General features: G+C 58.4%; 15 protein-coding genes. 10 read left to right on the plus strand and 5 right to left on the minus strand.

Going from position 1 to position 19,431, the window contains the following annotated elements; all coding sequences use genetic code 11:
- Positions 1 to 11: 11 nt before the first annotated feature.
- The 10 genes from asnB (at position 12) to ACWGXE_RS05340 (ending at position 13,599) form a co-directional block, all read left to right on the plus strand.
- Positions 12 to 1,991 carry an asparagine synthase (glutamine-hydrolyzing) gene (gene asnB / locus ACWGXE_RS05295; protein ID WP_447601897.1) on the plus strand — a complete coding sequence of 660 codons (1,980 nt, stop codon included), beginning with the start codon at positions 12 to 14 and terminating at the stop codon, positions 1,989 to 1,991.
- Positions 1,970 to 3,148 (plus strand): glycosyltransferase, encoded by a 1,179-nt coding sequence (locus tag ACWGXE_RS05300; RefSeq protein WP_447601898.1) that lies wholly within the window; start codon positions 1,970 to 1,972, stop codon positions 3,146 to 3,148. The genes asnB and ACWGXE_RS05300 overlap by 22 nt, the downstream gene beginning before the upstream one ends.
- Positions 3,145 to 4,203, plus strand: coding sequence for an MraY family glycosyltransferase (locus ACWGXE_RS05305; protein WP_447601899.1), 1,059 nt, complete (start codon positions 3,145 to 3,147; stop codon positions 4,201 to 4,203). Before ACWGXE_RS05300 ends, ACWGXE_RS05305 begins: the two co-directional genes overlap by 4 nt.
- Positions 4,200 to 5,516, plus strand: coding sequence for a protoporphyrinogen/coproporphyrinogen oxidase (locus tag ACWGXE_RS05310; protein WP_447601901.1), 1,317 nt, complete (start codon positions 4,200 to 4,202; stop codon positions 5,514 to 5,516). The genes ACWGXE_RS05305 and ACWGXE_RS05310 overlap by 4 nt, the downstream gene beginning before the upstream one ends.
- A 15-nt stretch (positions 5,517 to 5,531) precedes the next feature.
- Positions 5,532 to 6,746 (plus strand): glycosyltransferase family 4 protein, encoded by a 1,215-nt coding sequence (locus ACWGXE_RS05315; protein ID WP_447601902.1) that lies wholly within the window; start codon positions 5,532 to 5,534, stop codon positions 6,744 to 6,746.
- Between the two features lie 23 nt (positions 6,747 to 6,769).
- Positions 6,770 to 7,888, plus strand: a complete 1,119-nt coding sequence (locus tag ACWGXE_RS05320) for a DegT/DnrJ/EryC1/StrS family aminotransferase (protein ID WP_447601904.1) — start codon at positions 6,770 to 6,772, stop codon at positions 7,886 to 7,888.
- 512 nt (positions 7,889 to 8,400) lie between these two features.
- Positions 8,401 to 10,233, plus strand: coding sequence for a PAS domain S-box protein (locus ACWGXE_RS05325; RefSeq protein WP_447601906.1), 1,833 nt, complete (start codon positions 8,401 to 8,403; stop codon positions 10,231 to 10,233).
- A gap of 5 nt (positions 10,234 to 10,238) precedes the next feature.
- The gene (locus tag ACWGXE_RS05330) at positions 10,239 to 11,210 is read left to right on the plus strand and encodes a response regulator (RefSeq protein ID WP_447601908.1); all 972 of its coding nucleotides are present in this window, start codon (positions 10,239 to 10,241) and stop codon (positions 11,208 to 11,210) included.
- Positions 11,211 to 11,424: 214 nt separating this feature from the next.
- Entirely contained in the window at positions 11,425 to 12,678 is a 1,254-nt protein-coding gene (locus tag ACWGXE_RS05335; protein WP_447601910.1) for a tetratricopeptide repeat protein, read from the plus strand.
- Between the two features lie 168 nt (positions 12,679 to 12,846).
- Positions 12,847 to 13,599, plus strand: a complete 753-nt coding sequence (locus ACWGXE_RS05340) for a hypothetical protein (RefSeq protein WP_447601912.1) — start codon at positions 12,847 to 12,849, stop codon at positions 13,597 to 13,599.
- On the opposite strand, the gene ppk1 is transcribed toward ACWGXE_RS05340, so the two are convergent.
- The 5 genes from ppk1 to ACWGXE_RS05365 all read right to left on the minus strand — a co-directional run bounded on the left by ppk1 (position 13,592) and on the right by ACWGXE_RS05365 (position 19,416).
- Complete coding sequence (gene ppk1 / locus ACWGXE_RS05345; RefSeq protein ID WP_447601913.1) at positions 13,592 to 15,721, minus strand: polyphosphate kinase 1; 2,130 nt, start codon at positions 15,719 to 15,721, stop codon at positions 13,592 to 13,594. The two genes, ACWGXE_RS05340 and ppk1, sit on opposite strands and share 8 nt — an antisense overlap.
- A gap of 142 nt (positions 15,722 to 15,863) precedes the next feature.
- Positions 15,864 to 17,537 (minus strand): dihydroxy-acid dehydratase, encoded by a 1,674-nt coding sequence (gene ilvD, locus ACWGXE_RS05350; RefSeq protein WP_447601915.1) that lies wholly within the window; start codon positions 17,535 to 17,537, stop codon positions 15,864 to 15,866.
- Positions 17,538 to 17,752: 215 nt separating this feature from the next.
- Positions 17,753 to 18,094 (minus strand): PepSY domain-containing protein, encoded by a 342-nt coding sequence (locus ACWGXE_RS05355; RefSeq protein ID WP_447601917.1) that lies wholly within the window; start codon positions 18,092 to 18,094, stop codon positions 17,753 to 17,755.
- A 20-nt stretch (positions 18,095 to 18,114) separates the two neighbouring features.
- A complete protein-coding gene (locus tag ACWGXE_RS05360) occupies positions 18,115 to 18,744 on the minus strand; it encodes a Spy/CpxP family protein refolding chaperone (protein WP_447601918.1) in 630 nt (209 codons plus the stop codon).
- 24 nt (positions 18,745 to 18,768) lie between these two features.
- Positions 18,769 to 19,416, minus strand: coding sequence for a MarC family protein (locus ACWGXE_RS05365; RefSeq protein WP_447601920.1), 648 nt, complete (start codon positions 19,414 to 19,416; stop codon positions 18,769 to 18,771).
- Between the last annotated feature and the right edge of the window lie 15 nt (positions 19,417 to 19,431).

Here is a 19,431-nt window from a genome sequence, read left to right on the forward strand (position 1 = left end):
CCAGGACTGATATGTGCGCGATTGCGGGAATAGTGACGGCGGCCGAACGGTCGATCAATCCCCATGCATTGGCTGCCATGACGGAGACCCAGGCACATAGGGGACCGGATGGAGAGGGGTATGTGTTCTTATCCCATGGCAGGCGTTCTCTCCCACGCGCCGTCAGCGGACCGTTGCCCGAGGGTTACGATTCACCCCAATCACGGTATTCCGTCGGACTGAGCCATCGCCGCTTGGCGATTCTGGATTTGTCCGCAGCCGGTCATCAGCCGATGAGCTCGCCGGATCATCGTTGCTGGATTACGTACAACGGGGAACTCTATAACTATCGAGAGCTGCGGGATGAACTGCGGTCCTATGGCCATATATTTCGCTCACAATCCGATACGGAAGTGCTGTTGACCGCGTATTGCCAATGGGGAACGGCATGCCTCCACCGGTTCAACGGCATGTTTGCCTTCGCCCTCTGGGATGCGGAACGGCGGACTTTATTTTGTGCCCGCGACCGGATGGGAGAAAAGCCGCTGTACTATGCCTGGGATGGAATCACCTTTACGTTTGCCTCGGAGCTTAAAGCACTCCTTCGGGTCATGGAGCAGCCGACGCCGAACCAACGGGTGATCCATGCCTACTTGGACGGCGCCCGCCTCGATTTTTCGCAGGAGACATTTATCGAGCAGGCCCGCCAACTGGAACCGGGCCACTACCTTCTTGTCAAGGACGGGACATTGTACCATGAGCGCTACTGGGAACTCCCTGCCGGCCCACCGGTAAAGCGGTTGAGCGCTGCCGGTGTGGTGGAAGAATTCCGGCATCTCATAGAAGATGCCGTTCGATTGCGGCTCCGCAGTGATGTCCCGATAGGCAGTTGTCTAAGCGGTGGACTGGACAGTTCAGCCATCGTATGCCTTGCCGATCGCCTTCTTTCTCATGCCTGCACATCGCGGGATCTGACACAAACTGCCGAATTCAAGACCTTCTCCGCCTGTTTTGAGGATCCACGATACGACGAACGTCCGTTCATTCGGCAAGTCGTGGAAGCGACCGCGGTTGCATCTCAGCGAACATTCCCCACGGCCAAGGAATTACTCGACTGCCTGGAACGCCTGGTATGGCAGCAAGACGAACCGTTTGGATCCACGAGTATTTTTGCGCAGTGGACGGTCATGCGATCGGCGGCGGAAAACGGCGTGAAGGTCTTGCTGGATGGTCAGGGCGCCGATGAATTGATGGCCGGCTACCATGGCTGCTTCGGCGCATTCTATGCGGATTTGTTCCGTCAGGGCCGATGGAGACAGTTGTGGCATGAATGGTCGGCCTATCGCGGACGCTATGCTTGTGTGGCTCCTCAGTTACCCGCCAATTTGGCGCGCGGGTTGTTCTCTCCGTCGTGGGTCGGGATTGTGCGCCGGTTCTATACCGGCACACCTCGCTGGATGGCCCCCGATTTTGCGCGCGCCTGGCATTCCACTGAAGAGCCCGACCGTTGTGGCGACTCGATTTTACGAGGCATGCAACATCGGCTCTTGACGCGCCATGGACTCCGAGCGCTTCTCCGGTACGAAGATCGCAATTCCATGGCGTTCGGTATTGAGGCCAGGTTGCCGTTTCTCGATGTTCGCTTGGTCGAATTCTTGTTTTGCCTGCAGAGCGACTGGAAACTGCGGGACGGATGGACCAAGGTCATCCTCCGACAGTCGTTACAGGGACTCCTGCCGGACGGAATTCGGCAGCGGGTCGATAAGATGGGATTTGCCACGCCGGAAGACGACTGGTTTCGCGGTGATCTGGCGGCCTACGCGCGAGACGTCTTACTGGATTCCAGATCGCGAGCCAGAGGGTACCTTCATATCCCCGGAATTGAACAAGAATTGACCTCGCATCTGTCGGGACAGCGGTCCATCGGAGCCACCATCTGGCGTTGGGTCAATCTTGAACTTTGGTGTCGTCTCTTCTTGGACGGCCGCGCATGCGTCGCATCCTTGTCCTGATCAACAACAGCGGGGTTGGCGGAACCGAGCGACGACTTGGTCGACTGTTTGCCTGCATGGCAAGCGGGAGAAAAGACACAGTTTTCGTGCTGAATCGGGACCTTTGGGCTAGACTTGTAGCCGGAGGAATCATTCCGGCCGGGGCACCCCGCATTATGCCTCTTCCGGCGCCATTCACCGCGATGGGTCGGCGGCTGGCGTTCCTGGGACGGGCGGGGTTCTGGCTGCGGAAAACTGATTATGTGTTGTTTGCCTGTTGGTTTCTCCTCCGGTACGGGGTTGGTGAACCAAGCCTGTTTCATGTCGTCCTTGGCGGGGGCTATGTCATGCTGCCGTTGATGATGCTGCGCCCGTCTCATCGTGTGGTGATGTCGGTGACCGATCCAAATCTTGCCGGCCACGTGGGATCGAAGTGGGCGATACCGTGCTTTGTCGGGGCGCTTAGGCGTTGCCGCTATGTCGATGTGTTGACGGAAGACATCCGGTCGTCTCTTATGGCCAGGGCTATCGAACCGGCTCGCATCATCCTCTCGCCCGGCAGTGTGGTCGATCTGACTCGCTTTCGTCCTGATTCCATCAAGGAATGTTGGGTCGTCTTCGCGGGGCGCCTGGTGGAGGAAAAGAATCCGCGCTTGTTTCTTGAATCCATCCCGCTGATTCATGCCGCCATGCCAGAGGCCCGGTTTTTTTTACTGGGAGACGGTCCTCTCAAAGCAGCGATTGCAGCCTCCGTCGTTGACCTCGGATTGAACGATCTCGTGACAGCCGAATTCCGTGACGATATCGCCCCACTTCTGGCCCGCGGCATGGTCTTCGTGTCGCTGCAGCGGCGGGACAATTACCCCTCGCAGGTTCTATTGGAGGCCATGGCGTCGGGGATGGCTTCGGTGGCGACGAATGTCGGACAAACGGGTCGTTTAATCGATGAGCAGACGGGGATACGGGTCGCTCCGAACGCGCAGGAAGTTGCCCAAGCCGTCGTGAGCCTGCTTGCCGATCCCGAACGATGCGCGCGTTTGGGAGCAACGGCGCGGGGCCGTGTTGCGGCGCTGCATTCGGACGATCGATACCGGCGGTATCTGGAGAATCTGCACCGGCGGGCTGCGGGATCATTTGATGAGGCGGCGTCGACTGGTGCGGGGGTGTCAAAACCGTGATTCTGCTCGGCTTGACCCTGCTGCTGGCGTTGGCTCTCTCGCTGTACGGCGTGCCCATGGCGCGGCGCGCGGCGCTGAAGTTCGGCATCGTCGATTGTCCCGACGGGCGGTTGAAGCGGCAATGTGCGCCGGTGCCGTATCTGGGCGGCTTGGCCATTTATCTCGCGTTTCTGATCAGTCTCATCTTTACGTTCGAGTTCCGCCATGATGTGTTGGGCATCGTCCTGGCCGGCACGCTCGTCATGATGCTCGGATTGATCGATGATTTCGGGGTGCTGACGCCCGGAATCAAACTGACCGGACAGCTTTTGGCGGTTTTTATTCTGATCAAGAGCGGCATACGGATCGAGATCGCGACGTTGCCGGAGTGGATCGATATCGCCCTGACCGTGGTATGGATGGTGGGCATTATCAACGCATTCAACCTGCTGGACATCATGGACGGCTTGGCGGCCGGCATCGGTGTGATCAGCGCGGCGTTGCTGTGCATCGTGGCAGTTCTGAACGGCGATCACACGATCGCATTCATGCTCGCGGCGCTCATCGGGAGCCTGCTCGGGTTTCTGCGCTACAATTGGAGTCCGGCGTTGATTTATATGGGCGATGCCGGAGCCATGTTCATCGGTCTGATGCTGGGCTCCCTGTCGATGATCGGCAGGTACACGGAAGGGCATTCGATCTCTTTGCTCACGCCCGTTCTGATTCTGGGCATGCCGATTTTCGACACATTGTTCGTCATGTACATTCGCTTCCTTCGCGGCCTCCCTATTTTTCTGGGCAGCCCGGATCATATGGCGATTCGCTTGCGTCATTGGGGGCTCTCGGTACAACAGGTCGTCCTCCTTAGCTACAGCGGGTCGGCATGCTTGGGCGGGGTCGGGTTGCTCGTCATGTCTGTCCCCGAACCACTGGCGTTGGTGTTAAGCGCCGCGACCATTGTGGTCTTGGGTAGCCTGGCGGTCTGGCTCACTAGAGTCAGAATGCAGAGAGGTGAGGCCGCCATATCGAGCCCTGCTCTGGGAAGCAGCCCGGTCGAGAGGACGCTCTTGTCATGATTGTTATCGTAGGGGCTGGACTGGCAGGACTGAGCACCGCGCATCATTTGCAGGGCCTTTCCTACCGGATTTTGGAAAAGGAGGAAGAGGCCGGCGGCCTCTGCCGCTCTTATCAGAAAGACGGATTTACATTCGACTACACCGGACATCTGCTGCATTTCCGGCAGCCGGCCATTAAAGCGTTGGTCGAAAGCCTCTTGCCGTCACGTTTGCAACAACACACACGCCGTTCCTATATCTACTCGCATCAGACCTATACCGAGTATCCGTTCCAAGTGAATACGCATGGCCTCCCCCCTGAGGTGGTGCGGGAATGCCTGCTCGGCTTTATCGAGACGCTGACGAAGGCTGCGGGGACGGAGCCCATCCAATCGCTGACGTTCAAAGAATGGATCGTGGCGAGCTTGGGTGAGGGCATCGCGAAACATTTCATGGTGCCCTTCAATGAAAAACTCTGGCAGGTGCCGCTCGATGAATTGACCGCCGATTGGGTCTCGTGGCTCGTCCCGAAGCCGGAGCTCAAAGATGTCGTCAATGGAGCATTGGGAATCAAAGATAAGGCCTTCGGTTATAATCCGTCGTTCCTCTATCCGGCTCAGGGCGGCATTCAAGTCTTGCCTCAGGCTTTTCTAACTTCCGTGCGGGGTATTCACTATGGCGCGGAACTCATGGAAGTGGATACAGAGCGGCGGCGCGCCCTGTTCCGCCACAGGGGGCATGGGGAATGTAGCGAGCAATACAGCGCCCTGGTTTCCACAATTCCCTTACCCGAATTGGTACGTCGCTGTACGAACTTACCCCGGACCGTTCATGAGGCGGCGGAGAAGTTGCGATGGGTATCCGTCTATAGCGTCAACCTCGGCATTGGGCGCGAACGAATCTCCGACAAACACTGGATTTATTTCCCGGAACGAACCTATCCGTTCTATCGCGCCGGCTTCCCCATGAATTTTTCGCCCAGCCTGGGACCGCCGGGCTGCAGTTCATTATATGTGGAGATGTCGCATCTTCCGCATGTGACCGAACCGCCGTCGGACGTGATCAGGCTGGCGCGGCAGGGCTTGGAGCATGCCGGCATCCTGCGAAGCAAAGACGGGATTGTGGCGGTCGACGTGAAGAACATTCCGTATGCCTATGTCTTGTTTGACCGGCACCGCGTGCACGCGGTCCCGTACATCCTATCCGAGTTGAAACGACGCGGGATTTATTCAATCGGACGCTATGGGCTCTGGGAGCACACCTCGATGGAAGACGCCATCGGGCAGGGCCGCTCCATGGCGGAAAGTCTGCGGTCCCTTCAAATCGCGGCGTGAGGAGCATCGCGCGGGGTGACAATCCCTTCCGTCTGCCATATCATCACCAAATTGGAGTTGGGCGGGGCGCAGCGGAACACGCTCTTTACCGTCTCCCATCTCGACAAGAGCCGCTTTCGGACATTTCTCATCACCGGGGAGGCGGGTATCCTGGATGAGGAGGCCCACGTCCTCATGGGCGACGCGTTGTTCCATGTGCCCCGGTTGGGTCGGCATATTCGCCCGCTCAAGGATGCGCTGGCCTTCATCTCGCTGGTGAGACTGCTCAGACGGATCAAGCCGACCATCGTCCATACACATAGTTCGAAGGCCGGTATCATCGGGAGGCTTGCCGCGTGGGCGGCAGGCGTGCCGGTGGTCGTTCACTCGATCCATGGGTTCGGATTTACGCGATACCAGCATCCCTTCCGTCGCCTGCTGCTTATTGGAGCCGAGCGACTGGCGGCTCGTGTCACGACGGGTTTCTTTGCGGTATCCGAGGCCAATCGCGGCGAGGGCGTCGCGCGCCGGCTGTTTGCGGGGAAGAACTGCACCGTGATTCGCAGCGGGATCGATATCGAAGCAATCCGGAAGACCGCCGTGAATACGGACGTCAAAAAGCGGGAGCTGGGATTGGATCCGGCGCAGCCGCTCATCGGCATGGTCGCTCCTATGAAGCCTCAGAAAGCCCCGTTGGATTTTATCCGGGCTGCGGCGCTGGTGCGTGCGTCGCATCCCAATCTGGGGATCGTCCTGGTCGGTGATGGGGAGTTGCGCCCGGCCGTTGAAGCGGAGATCGATTGCCAAGGCCTGAGGGAACATGTGAAACTTCTCGGCTGGCGTCATGACGTGCCGGAGATACTGCGATGCCTGGACGTTTTCATTCTGACCTCCTTATGGGAGGGGTTGCCGCGTGTGTATTTGGAGGCCCTGACGGCCGGCGTGCCGATTGTCGGGACGCGCGTGGATGGAGCGGATGAAGTCATCAAAGACGGTGCCAACGGATATCTGGTTGAACCGGGCGATGTGATCGGCGTCGCCAAGCGAGTGCAGCGCTTGCTGGACGACCGCGACCTACGGGCCGCCATGGGCCGGCGGGCGGCAGCGGGTCTGCCCGTTGAATTCGATATCTATGAGATGCTCCGGCGCCTCGAGTCGGAGTATGATCGGCTTATCGCGGGGCTGGGCGGACGGAGCATGTCCGGGCGCGCCGATCAGACTCATGGAATCATCGGTCATCACAAATTCTGACATCTCAACCATGGAGCGCAATTATGATGAATATTCCTCTGCTTGACCTGAAGACGCAATATCAAGCGATCCGCAGAGAGATTCTGGCGGCGATCGAGGCGACGTGTGATGAACAAGGCTTTATCCTGGGGCCGCGTGTCGTCGCCTTGGAACAAGCCGTCTCGGCCTATGCCGGAAGTAGTTCAGCAGTCGGCGTGGCTTCGGGGAGCGATGCCTTGCTGCTCTCGCTGATGGCTTTAGGTGTGAAGGCGGGGGATGAGGTGATCACCGTTCCCTTTACGTTCTTTGCCACGGCCGGCGCGATTTCGCGGCTGGGCGCCAAGCCGGTCTTCGTCGATATCCGGCCCGGTACCTTCAATATGGATCCAAGTCTGATTGAGCCGGCGATCACATCCCGGACCAAGGCCGTGATCCCGGTGCATTTGTTCGGACAGTGCGCCGAGATGGAGCGGATCATGGGGATTGCGAAACGCCGCACAATCGGTGTGATCGAGGACGCCTGTCAGGCCATCGGCGCCGCCCGCAACGGCGCCCGCGCCGGAGTCTTGGGAGACGCGGCTTGTTTCAGTTTTTTTCCGTCGAAGAATCTCGGCGGCTTCGGTGACGGCGGCATGGTCACGACCAACAATAAGGCGCTGGCCGACGAGATTGCCATGTTACGAGTGCATGGCAGTCGTGTCCGGTACGTGCACGAAGCCGTCGGCATTAACAGCCGGCTGGACGCCATTCAGGCGGCCGTGCTTTTGGTCAAGTTGAAGCATTTGGATGAATGGGCGGAAGGGCGCCGCCGGAATGCCCTACGGTATGGACAATTGTTTGCGGAGGCAAACCTGCTGGACCGAGTCACGCTGCCGACGGTGGATCCGCCCAATCACCATGTATTCAATCAGTACACGGTCCGCGTGGCCAAACGAGATGAATTGCGTGCATACCTCAAGGAGAAGGGGGTCGGGACGGAAGTGTACTACCCGCTTCCGATGCATTTGCAGAACTGTTATCGGGGTCTAGGCTATCGCAAGGGGGCATTCCCGGTCTCCGAGCAGGCGGCGGCGGAAGTCTTATCACTGCCCATCTATGCCGAATTGAAAGATGATCAGTTGGCTTACGTGGTTCACTGCATAGGCGAGTTCTATCGTCGATAGCACCCAACCTAGTCTTGTTCTCGCCGAAGTTCTCTGTGGACTAGGCAGATCTTGCCCCTGGACAAAATTGTCCTTATGCGGGTGAGATTGCACCGGTTCTATTTTTTCTTTCCGGCCGCACATAGTTTTCTTCTCTCAGGTCGCGCGTTCCGGCCCGGGTCTGTGCCGGTCTAGAGAAGGAATGTTCTAAACCGCCCCCCAGCGTCAGGCATCGCGCTTTCAACAGAGTTCGGACTGTGCTGAAGTGCTTGATGAATTTGATCGGGCGACGTGTCGTGAAGCTCGTTCAAGTATGAACGGGATTGAATGAAGAGATGTACAGCGTCGGCTTGGTCCTGTTCTCGTCCGTAATGGCGAGTATGGAATCAGACGAACGAATCAAATGCTATCCAGAGGCCGTGACCATAGCGCTCTTTCAAATCTCGTATGAGCGAGCACCCTAGGGTTTCCACGAGGCATGACCCTTGCTCATCTTCTACATAGGATCAAGATATGCCGTCAAAATGATGACAATGCCTCCATCAAGAACATCGTTGTTGTCGATCCGTCGAACATACTATCCGGTGCTCGGCATCGCGCTCGCCGTCATCGCCGGGGTCTTTGCCATTGATTGGTGGTTGCCTCTGGGTCTGACGATCACGACCCTCTATGTCGTTCCGGTGCTCATTGCTTCCCGGATTCCCCACCCCCGGCTCACCCCGTTCATCGCCGCGATCGCCTCCCTTTCGACGATTCTGGATCTGTTTCATGGGCCCTTGGCCACGATCAGCTGGGTGGCGGTCGGCAATCGCGCCTTTGCACTCATGGTGATTTGGGTCACGACGTTCCTCTGTATGCGACGGCAAAGCGACGAGGCCGAACTGCGGCGGGTGAATGAGGATATCGAGCAGCAGGTGCATGAGCGGACTGCGGATTTGGAAAAAGCCAATCGCGAGTTGGAGGATCTACGAGCCGAGGCAGTATCTCAACTCGCCGCTATCGTGAAATCATCCGATGACGCCATTGTCGGCATGACGCTGAACGGCATCATCCAGAGTTGGAATATCGGAGCGGAGCGCGTTTACGGCTATGCCGCCGATGAGGTTCTCGGGCGGTCGATTTCGCTTCTCTGTCCGCCGAATAGACTCGACGAAGTGCCAGCCATGCTGGATCGGATCGCGCGCGGCGAACATGTCCGCAACGTCGAAACCGTGCAGCGCCGAAAGAGCGGCGATCGCATCGATGTCTCGCTGACGATTTCTCCGGTGAAGGAAGCCGACGGCAGCGTGATGGGTGCGTCGGCCATTGCCAGAGACGTCACGGAACGTAAGCGGATCGAAGCGGCGTTGCGGGAAAGCGAAGCGCGATTCCGCATGATGGCCGACACCGCTCCCGTCATGGTGTGGATGGCGGGCCCCGATACGCATATTACGTTCGTCAATAAGCGGTGGCTGGAATTTACCGGCCGCACGCAGCAAGAGGAAATCGGGGACAACTGGTTTACCGGCATCCACCCTCATGATCTAGAACGCTGCCGGGAGTCCTATCTGGCGGCCTTCCGATCCCAACAGCCGTTTACGATGGAATATCGCCTGCGCCGGCTCGACGGTGAATATCGATGGGTCATCGATACCGGCATTCCGTTGTTTGAATCAGACGGTCGTTCGGGAGGGTATATCGGAACCTGCATGGACTTGACGGAGCGCAAGGACATGGAAGATCAATTGCGCCGGACGTTGAAAGAGAAGGAAAGCCTGCTGCGCGAAGTACACCATCGGGTGAAGAACAACCTTCAAGTCATTTCCAGCCTGCTCAACCTCCAGTCGGCCTCGATCAAGGATCCGGTGGTCAATCAGCTGTTCCGAGAGTGCCAAGTGCGGATTACGTCGATCGCCCTGCTGCACGAAACGCTGCATCGCTCGAACGATCTGTCGCGGATCAAAATGGGCGATTACATCAGAACGTTGACCGGGCATTTGTTCCGCTCCTACGGCGTCGACCCAAACGTCACCATCCTGGAATTGAATATCGATGACGTGGAATTCGATATCGACACCGGCTTGACCTGTGGTCTGATCATCGACGAACTGGTCTCGAATTGTCTGAAACACGCGTTTGTCGACGATACCGGCGGCCGCGTCCATATCGACTTGCACGATCATCTGGACGGGACCTTCACATTGCGGGTGAGCGATGATGGGATCGGCCTGCCGAAGGACGGGGTGCTCAATAATCCCGATTCATTGGGATTGGAGTTGGTGAGCCTGCTCGCCGAGAAACTCGATGGGAAAACAGAGCTGCTCAGCGGGCAAGGAACCGAATGGCTGATCCGGTTTCAACAACTTCAATATTCTGAAAGGGTCTGATCAACATGCCACAAGCCAATATCCTCATCGTGGAAGACGAACCGATCGTCGCGAAAGATATTCAAGTGAGCTTACAGCGTCTTGGTTACCGTGTGCCGGCTACTGCAACATCGGGAGAAGAAGCCATCCGGAAGACCAGAGAGTCACAGCCGGATCTGATACTCATGGATATCGTACTCAAGGGAAAAATGGACGGGGTGGAGACCGTCAAGCAGATTCGCAAGCAGTATGACGTGCCGGTCATCTATCTGACGGCCTATGCGGACGATCATACGCTGGAACGAGCCAAGGTCACCTCGCCGGCCGGATATATGCTCAAGCCTTATCAACCGACCGAACTGCGGACCACGATTGAACTGGCCTTGCATCGAGCCGGTCAAGCTTGCCATAGGAATGAAGGCCTGCAGTGGCTGGCGACGACGGTCCGGTGTCTCGGCGACGGAGTCATGACGACCGACCGGGATGCCCGTGTGACATATCTCAATCCTGCCGCCGAGGCCTTGACCGGGTGGACGCAGGCGGAGGCGGCGGGGGTCAGCGTGACGACGGTGGCCGGACTAGAACCGAACGCGACGGTCGATTGTGCAGACAATCCTTCGTTGAAAGCCATGACCGATATGCGGGTCATCGGATTGGAAGACAGGGTCCTATTGACCAAGAGCGGAGCAAGGCGATCGATCGGTGGAAGCGCCGCGCCGGTCGTCAATGAACTCGGAGCGGTGATCGGATCGGTGCTGGTGTTCCATGCCGTAATCTCATCGCCCAACCGGCACATTTCGGCAACGACCCTGCTGGAAATGGCACGCGATCTGGGACAGCCACAAGGGATGATTAATCTCTGCGCCTGGTGTAAACGTGTGCCGGATGCTTCCGGCGAGTGGTATGATTTGTCCGCTTTCATCGCCGAGCGGTCGCCCATCGAGTTCAACGGCGGCTTGTGCCCGGACTGTATGGCCCGGTGCTTCCCCCAGACCTAGCAGACCGTTCCCCGATCTGAGTCTTCGTCTCTCCGCCGGCCCTTCCGTCAATCTCCTCACGTAAAGGTCCCGAATCATTCAATTAATAAATATCCTGCGAAAAGAGTTGATTTGCATGGGCCATGAGGAGTTAACTGGTGGCTGCGTGCTCGGGTGCGGTAGACTGCCTGCGAGCGCTTCAACAATCATTCACCCCGCGCAAATAGGGATTACCATGAACGTGCGACACCGTTGGGTTGGTGCAGTGATGACATATGGGCTGGTGGCGGTCATGACCGGTTGCGCAGCGGATGAGGGATGGCGCCGGGCGATGGAGCGGGGAAACGACGCCTTGCGGGCGGGGGAATATACCCAGGCGCAGGAACAATTCACCATTGCGCGCAATGAAGCGAAGAAAATAGATCCCAAGGGCCGGCGGTTGGCGGAGAGCGTGAGCCAACTCGGCGAGGTCAACCGGGACCTGGGTAACTTTGCGAAGTCGGAAGTCTTATTCCAAGAAGCCCTCTCTATCCGTGAATCGATCTATGGCCCCAATCATGGCGACACGGCATCGAGCTTGACCGATCTCGGCGAACTTTATCGAATGCAAGGGCTCTATGCCCAGGCCGAGGCGCTCCATCAGCGCGCGCGTGAGATTCGGGAAAAAGTCTATGGACCGGAAGATGCCAAAACGGCGGAGAGCCTGAACAATATCGCGGTCGTGTACCAGGACCAGGGACGGTACGCCGATGCAGAACCTATTCTGCAGCGGGCCTTGGGAATTTTGGAAAGGACTATGGGTCCTGAACATAGCCAGGCCGCCATTACGCGGGACAATTTAGCCCAGCTTTACCAAGCGCAAGGACAATATGCGAGGGCCATGCCGCTGTATCAACGCGCGTTGGCCATTCATGAAAAGGCATTTGGTCCCGAACATCCGATTGTCGCCAGAAATCTCATCAATCTGGGCGCGATGTATCAGATTCAGAATCAATATCAACAGGCGGAAGTCCTCTACCAGAGAGCCGTCTATATTTTTAAACGGTCTCTGGGCGGGGATCATCTCGATACGGCTGATGCGTTGAGTCATCTGGCGCAGCTCTACGAGACGCAGGGGCTGTATTCACAGGCGGAGCCGCTCTACCAGCAGTCGCTCGCCATTCGGGAAAAGCGCTTGGGGGCGGAACATCCGCAATTGGCGATGGAATTGAACAATCTGGCCATTCTCTATCAGTCGCAGAACCGCCTGGATCAATCAGAAGAACTCTACCGGCGGGCGCTGGGCATTTTTGAGAAGGCCGCCGGGCAGGAGCGAAAAGCTTACGTCAAAGCGCTAAAGAGTTATGCCTCGCTTCTGCGACGGAAACAACGGGTCGCCGAAGCCGAGCGGCTGGAGGAACGTGCCAAGTCGGTGCTCAAGCGGCTCTCGCTGGAAAACCAGCATCGAGGCAGCACCGCCGGAGATCTCGTCCCGGTTCCCACCCCCTAGCCCGCATTGTTCATGACGGTTCGTCACGAACCCGGAAAGAGGTACGCCTCGGCGCGCCCGACGAGGGCGGGTGTCATTCCCGGTCGCGTGGCAGGCATTGAAGTCTCATAGAACAAATTCATACACTGGCACATAGCCCGCCGCGGCGTCATCAAAGAGGAGAAAGGCATGCATCGTTGGGTTGTGTTGGTCCTCGTTCTGGGGTTCTTGGGGTCGATGGGATGTACCGGCAAGCGGCCGCCGAAACCCTTTCAACTCTTGGCCAATGAATTCGTTCCGTCCGTGCGCATCACGAAGCCGATTGAGGCGAACAGCGCCGCCATCGGCCTGTCGATCAAATCGCGCAAGTGGGTGTCCGGAACGGAGAATCGAGTGTATTTGGTCCGCATCGAACGTGAGGATGACCTGTATCACGGCGCGAAAGTGATTCCGACCAGCGTCGTCGCCCCGCAGGTGGGGGAAGGAGGAGGAGGGACGGTCTATGTGCAGAATGTGCCGCCCGGCCGGTACGCCGCCGTCGGCTACAGTGAATCGGTCAAAGGGTATGGAAAGACCAGAGAACTCACGGTGTATTTGTTTGGAAAGGATATGATCAAACGCACCGACACCACGGTGCCCGCGGGGGGCATCGGATTTATGGGAGCGTACGAGCTGGGTCCGGACACCATGATTCTGAACGATCACGCGATCGATCCCGCGCAAGAGCATTATTTTGACGTCTTTTGGGGCAAGTCGTTGCTGCAGGTAATGGAAGATATGAGGGTTATTGGGACACCCGCTTATTTTCCGGTGCACACGGTCACGGCGGTGAAGGCCAGTCGTGACGCCGCGGCGGAGGCGGAATTCCTCAACCAGGCCCGTCGAGAATTCGATTCCGGATGGGCCCCCGTCATCGATCGGCGCCAAACCTCGCTCAGGTAATGCCCGTCGCCAGCTCTCGAAGCAATATCTCCTGGGCGATCCGCGGTTTCCGTCCACGCGGGCGGCAGCGCGCATACGTGCCGTCTTCTCGAAGCGTCCAGGCGAGAATATTGTCCCTCAAATACATCAGCAGGCCTTCTTGAATAACCCGCTGCTTGAGCTCCTTGTCCAAGATCGGGAAGGCGACTTCAATCCGCCGGAAGAAATTCCTTTCCATCCAGTCGGCGCTCGACAGATACACCAATTCATCCCCGCCGTGAAAAAAATAAAAAATGCGGCTGTGCTCCAAAAACCGTCCCACGATCGACCGTACTTGGATGTGGTCCGATACGCCGCGAACCTGCGGGCGCAGGGCGCACGCTCCTCTGACGATGAGATCGATTTTGACTCCCGCCTGGGAGGCGGCGTACAGCGATTGAATGATTTGGGGTTCCAGCAGCGCGTTCATCTTCGCGATGATCCTGGCCGGCCTGCCTTTGCGGGCATGCGCCGCTTCCCGTTCGATCTGTTTGATCAAGCTCTTATGCAGAGTGAAGGGTGATTGTAATAACCGTTTCAGTTTTCCCGGCTGCCCAAGGGATGTCAGCTGATGAAAAATCTTATGCACATCCTCCCCGATCTGCGCATCGCAGGTCAGCAACCCGAAGTCGGTATACAGTCGCGCATTACGCGCGTGGTAATTGCCGGTGCCGAGGTGACAGTATCGCCGAAGCTGTTTGCCCTCGCGCCGTACGACGAGAATCATCTTGGCGTGCGTTTTGTGCCCCACCACTCCATAGACCACATGAGCCCCTGCTTCCTCCAGGTCGTGCGCGAGTTCAATATTGGCTTCTTCATCGAACCGCGCGCGTAGCTCGATGACCACCGTTACTTCCTTGCCGGCTTGCGCGGCCTGCACGAGCGATTTGACGATATCGGAATCAGTTCCCGTCCGATAGAGGGTCTGTTTGATGGCCAAGACCTGGGGATCTTCGGATGCCTGGCGGATGAATTCCAACACCGGCGTGAATGATTGGAAGGGATGGTGCAGCAGCACGTCGCCGGCGCGAATGGTATCGAACATGTTGTCCGGCTGCGGCAGCGGTTTCGGAAGCGCGGAGGTGAACGGCCGATACTTGAGATCGGGGCGATCGACCAGATCCGGAATCGTGATCAGGCGGTGCAGGTTGACCGGCCCGTTGCACTGGTAGACATCCTGCCGGGACAGTTGGAATTCCTCCATGAGAAATTGCTCCATGTCCCCCGGGCAATTGTCCGCCACTTCGAGTCGGACCTCGTCGCCGAAACGCCGCGACGGCAGCTCGCCTTCCATGGCGTGACGCAAATCCTCCACCGCTTCCTCATCGACAAAGAGATTGCTGTTGCGGGTCACCCGAAACTGATAACAGCCGCTGACCTCCATGCCGGGAAAGAGATCACGGACGTATGCGTGAATGATCGACGAGAGGAAGACAAAATCATGCGGGCGCTTCGTGACCTGAGGCGGCACATGAATGACACGCGGAAGCAGCCGGGGCACCTGCACCACCGCAGTGCCGTTCACGCGTCCAAAGGCATCGGATCCTTCCAACGACACCACGAAATTCAGGCTCTTGTTCAACACCTTGGGAAAGGGGTGGGCCGGGTCGAGTCCCTGAGGGCTGAGGAGCGGCAGCAGTTCCTGAGTGAAGAAGCGGCGAATCCATCGGGACTGCGCGGGCGTCCAGTCTGCGCGTCGAAGAAAGCGGATCTGTTCTTCGGCAAGCTCGGGAATCAGCTGATCATTCAGAATGACGTATTGCTGGTGCACGAGACGATGCGCCGTTTCCGCAATGCGGTGCAATTGTTCGTTCGGCGTGAGGCCGTCCGGTCCCGGATGATCGGCGGTGTGGGCGGATTGTTCCTGCAACGCCGCCACACGAATTTCAAAAAACTCATCGAGATTCGAGCTGACGATGCAGAGAAACTTCAGCCGTTCGAGCAGCGGCACGGATGCAGCTTGCGCCCGCTCGAGAACTCGGCGGTTGAATTCGAGTATGCTGAGTTCGCGATTGAGGTAGAGCTCCGGACGGGCCAGGTTCAAGCGGACGACGCGATGGGTCGTCCGAGGGATTGGACTAGATTGTCCCTCAGCGGAGTGCATGGAAAGCCGAGCGTGATGGCGCAAACATATGTATCCCGGCGGACGATCCGATCATTGTGTCGATGGACCGACCTCGTCCGTCGAGCATAGAACGAACCGGTTCCTCGAACAAGTCTCGGTATTTCGAGAAAACGGCTGGACGTTACGTCGTGATCGCTCCTTCGGATGCGGAAGAGACATGCCGGGCGTATTTACCCATCACGCCGGAGGTGTAGCGTGGAACGGGATGCTTGACCTTGCGCAACCGCGTCGAAATTTCCTTCTGGCTCAATTCAACGTCGAGGCGCCGTTTGGGGATATCGAACGTGATGACGTCGCCGTTTTTGACCGCGGCGATCGGGCCGCCTTTGACGGCTTCCGGCGCCACATGTCCGGCCATGAGCCCATGCGTGGCTCCCGAGAATCGGCCGTCGGTGAGGAGCGCGACCGAGTCTCCCAGTCCTGCGCCGACGATTGCGGCGGTCACGCCGAGCATTTCCCGCATCCCCGGCCCGCCGGACGGGCCTTCGTAGCGAATGACTACCACGTCCCCGGCCTTGATCTGGCCTCCCTTGACGGCGGCGAAGGCGTCCTCTTCACGATCATAAACCTTCGCGGCCCCACGAAATGTCAGGATCGAATGGCCCGCGACCTTCACGACACAGCCCTCCGGCGCCAGATTGCCCTTGAGGATGACCAAGCCACCCGTCGGTTTGATCGGCGTAGCGAGCGGGCGCAACACTTGTTGACCTGCGGTCTCCGTCGCGTTTTTCGCCTCTTGGCCGATGGTGCGGCCGGACACGGTGATTTGGTCGGGGTGGAGTAGTTTGGCATCAAGTAGCCGCTTGGCGACCAAGGTCGTCCCTCCGGCCGCATAGAGATCCGCGGCTGTGAACCGCCCGCCGGGCTTCAGATCGGCCAAGAGCGGGACCTTACGATTGATCTTGTCGAAATCATCGATCGTGAGCCGCACGCCGGCTTCGCGCGCAATGGCCAGCAGATGCAGCACGGCGTTAGTCGAACCTCCCGTGGTGGCGACGGCGGCGATGGCGTTTTCGATCGATTTTCTCGTAATGATCTGGCGCGGCCGGATGTCGTCCTTCAACAGGTCCATAACCAATTGTCCGCACTCGAACGCCACGTCGTCCTTCCGCTGATCCATCGCGGGCACGCCGTTTCGCCCCATCGGGGAAATGCCGAGAAACTCGAACGCGATCGCCATGGTGTTCGCCGTGAACTGGCCGCCGCAGGCCCCGGGGCCGGGACAGGCATGGTCCTCCAAATCCTTGAGTTCGGCGTTCGTCATTTTGCCTGACGCATGTTTGCCTACCGCCTCGAACACGTCCTGGATCGTCACATCGTGCCCTTGAAACGTGCCCGGCATGATCGAGCCCCCATAGAGCATGAGCGACGGAACATTGAGCCGGGCCAACGCCATTACGGTGCCGGGAATCGTCTTATCGCAACCGGAGAGCGCCACGACCGCGTCGAAGAGATGGCCGCGCGCCACCAATTCGATGGAATCGGCGATCACTTCACGGCTGATCAACGAGGCCTTCATGCCTTCCGTTCCCATCGAAATGCCGTCCGAGACCGCGATCGTGTTGTATTCGATCGGCGTGCCGCCCGCCGCGCGGATGCCGGCTTTGACCCGTTCCGATAAGCGACGCAGGTGATAATTGCACGGCATGACCTCGATCCAGGTGTTGGCGACGCCCACCAGCGGACGTTCGAGATCCGCGTCGGTAAAGCCCACCGCCTTCAACATCGCGCGCGCCGGCGCGCGTCCCGGACCATCCAACAACTCGTGACTCGTGAGCCTGATATTCCTTGCCATGATTGCACGCCTCCACAATACGACGACGCCGATAGGGTGCCGGAAGTCCGGCCCTTCAAACCGCGCAAGGGCTGCACTGTCGCATACCGGGAATCAACCGGTCAATCCTACTGGTATCGGCTTCGATCTCTCTCGCGCAAGAAGGAGCGAACGGCTGGTCAAGGAATCTGAAAGATGATCCGGACCGGGCCCTGGCCCGATCCGGACGGGAAGGGCTAGTGTTTTTTCTTGCCGCGCTTGGCGTGCTTCTCTTCGGTGTCGATGACTTCTCCAGTGCCCGCGTCGATGTGGATTTCGGTGATCTTGCCGTCGCTGTCGAGCACTTCGACTTCCCAGACGGTCTTTCCGTGTTTCTTTTCCAACTCGGCCTGAACGACGGTGCCTGGTACCTTCTCGGCCCCGGTTTTGATGGCCTGATCGATCGTGATCTTGGCATCCTTTGCCAGTTCGGCGACGCTGACTCTCTTTCCTTTCTTGCCCTTGTCACTCCAAGCCGGCGTGCTCAGCAAGGCAAGCGAGGCCAACAGGACAAGCGGGAGCAGGTATTTCATGGCCATAGGATACCTCCGCAAAAAATTTAGTTGGAACTCTGATGAGGATTCGCCGGCGCCGCGCCATGCGGATTTCCATGGCCCTTGCCGGAGCCCATGCCCCGCTCCGATCCCATGCTCTTGTGTTGCTGCATCGCCTTGTCATGCTCCGCCTGCTGCTTGGTCCGCTGCTCGGGCGTCAACAGCGCAAGGACTTCCCGCCTGGCCTTGATCGAGGCGAGCCGCAGGCCGATCTGGCTCTCCTGGCTCTGTTTCAATTTGGATTCAATCGCTCCGAGGTCGGATTTCTCGTCTTCGATCAGCGCCTTGAGTTCCCGCTCGGTGACTTGAATATCCGCTTCCATTTTAATGCGGGTCTTATCCATGTTGAGCTGCATCTCTTTCAGCTTCGTCACCTGATCGGCGCTCAGTCCGATATCTTTCTCATGTTTAAGAAGATGGCGGATGAGATGGCCGGTACCGCCGTGCATCATCATTTCCATCATCGCCGCGCCCGCGCCATGGCCGCCCCGCCCGTATCCGTCGCCATGGCCGCCGTAGCTCTTTTCGCCATGCCCGCCATAGCTTCTGTCGGGGTCGGCCCAGGCCGGCGCGACAGCCAGTGCACAGCTCAACAGAGACGCTCCCGCCATCATGACTACCTTGTTCATCGCCATTCCATCCTCCTTGTGATAGATCCGTTACTGTCCTAGCAAACGACCGAGCACATTATTGTCGGACTTAAGCGCATTGAGCATGAACTGGATCGCCAATGCGGCAAGCAAGAGGCCCATGAGCCGAGAAAAAATCTTTTCCGCGATCGGGTTCAACCATTTCGCGCCGGTGGCGCCGACCGCCAATATAATGTAACTCGCGAGACCGACGAGTACAAGGCATCCCAACAGCACGGCCCGCTGCAACAGCGTGCGCGCCTGGGCTTCCAAGAGAATAACCGTCGAGATGGCGGCCGGGCCGGCCAACATGGGGACGGCCAACGGCGTGATGGCGATATCATTCTTACTCTGGCCCGCGGCGGTTTCGGCGGCGGTCTCTTGTACAGTAGACCGTTGGGCTCGCAGCATATCGAGCGCGACGAGCAACAGCACGATTCCGCCGGCGATTTGCATGGCCGGCAGCGTGATGCCGAGCAGCTTAAAGATGGTCTGACCGAAAAAGGCGAAGCCTGCCAGGAAGCCGACCACGACGAAACAGGCCATCCTCGCCGTACGAAGGCGTTGCGCCACGGAGTCCCGCGGAGTCATGGCGAGAAAGGCGGGCACCGCCGCAATCGGATCCACAATGACAAAGAGCGAGCTGAAGGCGAGAAGACCGTATTCGAGAAGGTCCATGCTTCACTGGGATGC

The organism is Nitrospira sp. Nam80, assembly GCF_965152575.1.

Bases quoted from the DNA above. Each gene is read 5' to 3' on its own strand.
- ilvD (WP_447601915.1), bottom strand. From the start codon at position 17,537: ATGGCAAGGAATATCAGGCTCACGAGTCACGAGTTGTTGGATGGTCCG.
- ACWGXE_RS05330 (WP_447601908.1), top strand. From the start codon at position 10,239: ATGCCACAAGCCAATATCCTCATCGTGGAAGACGAACCGATCGTCGCG.
- ACWGXE_RS05300 (WP_447601898.1), top strand. From the start codon at position 1,970: ATGCGTCGCATCCTTGTCCTGATCAACAACAGCGGGGTTGGCGGAACC.
- ACWGXE_RS05360 (WP_447601918.1), bottom strand. From the start codon at position 18,744: ATGGCGATGAACAAGGTAGTCATGATGGCGGGAGCGTCTCTGTTGAGC.
- ACWGXE_RS05325 (WP_447601906.1), top strand. From the start codon at position 8,401: ATGCCTCCATCAAGAACATCGTTGTTGTCGATCCGTCGAACATACTAT.
- ACWGXE_RS05355 (WP_447601917.1), bottom strand. From the start codon at position 18,094: ATGGCCATGAAATACCTGCTCCCGCTTGTCCTGTTGGCCTCGCTTGCC.
- ppk1 (WP_447601913.1), bottom strand. From the start codon at position 15,721: ATGCACTCCGCTGAGGGACAATCTAGTCCAATCCCTCGGACGACCCAT.
- ACWGXE_RS05335 (WP_447601910.1), top strand. From the start codon at position 11,425: ATGAACGTGCGACACCGTTGGGTTGGTGCAGTGATGACATATGGGCTG.
- ACWGXE_RS05320 (WP_447601904.1), top strand. From the start codon at position 6,770: ATGATGAATATTCCTCTGCTTGACCTGAAGACGCAATATCAAGCGATC.
- ACWGXE_RS05365 (WP_447601920.1), bottom strand. From the start codon at position 19,416: ATGGACCTTCTCGAATACGGTCTTCTCGCCTTCAGCTCGCTCTTTGTC.
- ACWGXE_RS05310 (WP_447601901.1), top strand. From the start codon at position 4,200: ATGATTGTTATCGTAGGGGCTGGACTGGCAGGACTGAGCACCGCGCAT.
- ACWGXE_RS05340 (WP_447601912.1), top strand. From the start codon at position 12,847: ATGCATCGTTGGGTTGTGTTGGTCCTCGTTCTGGGGTTCTTGGGGTCG.
- asnB (WP_447601897.1), top strand. From the start codon at position 12: ATGTGCGCGATTGCGGGAATAGTGACGGCGGCCGAACGGTCGATCAAT.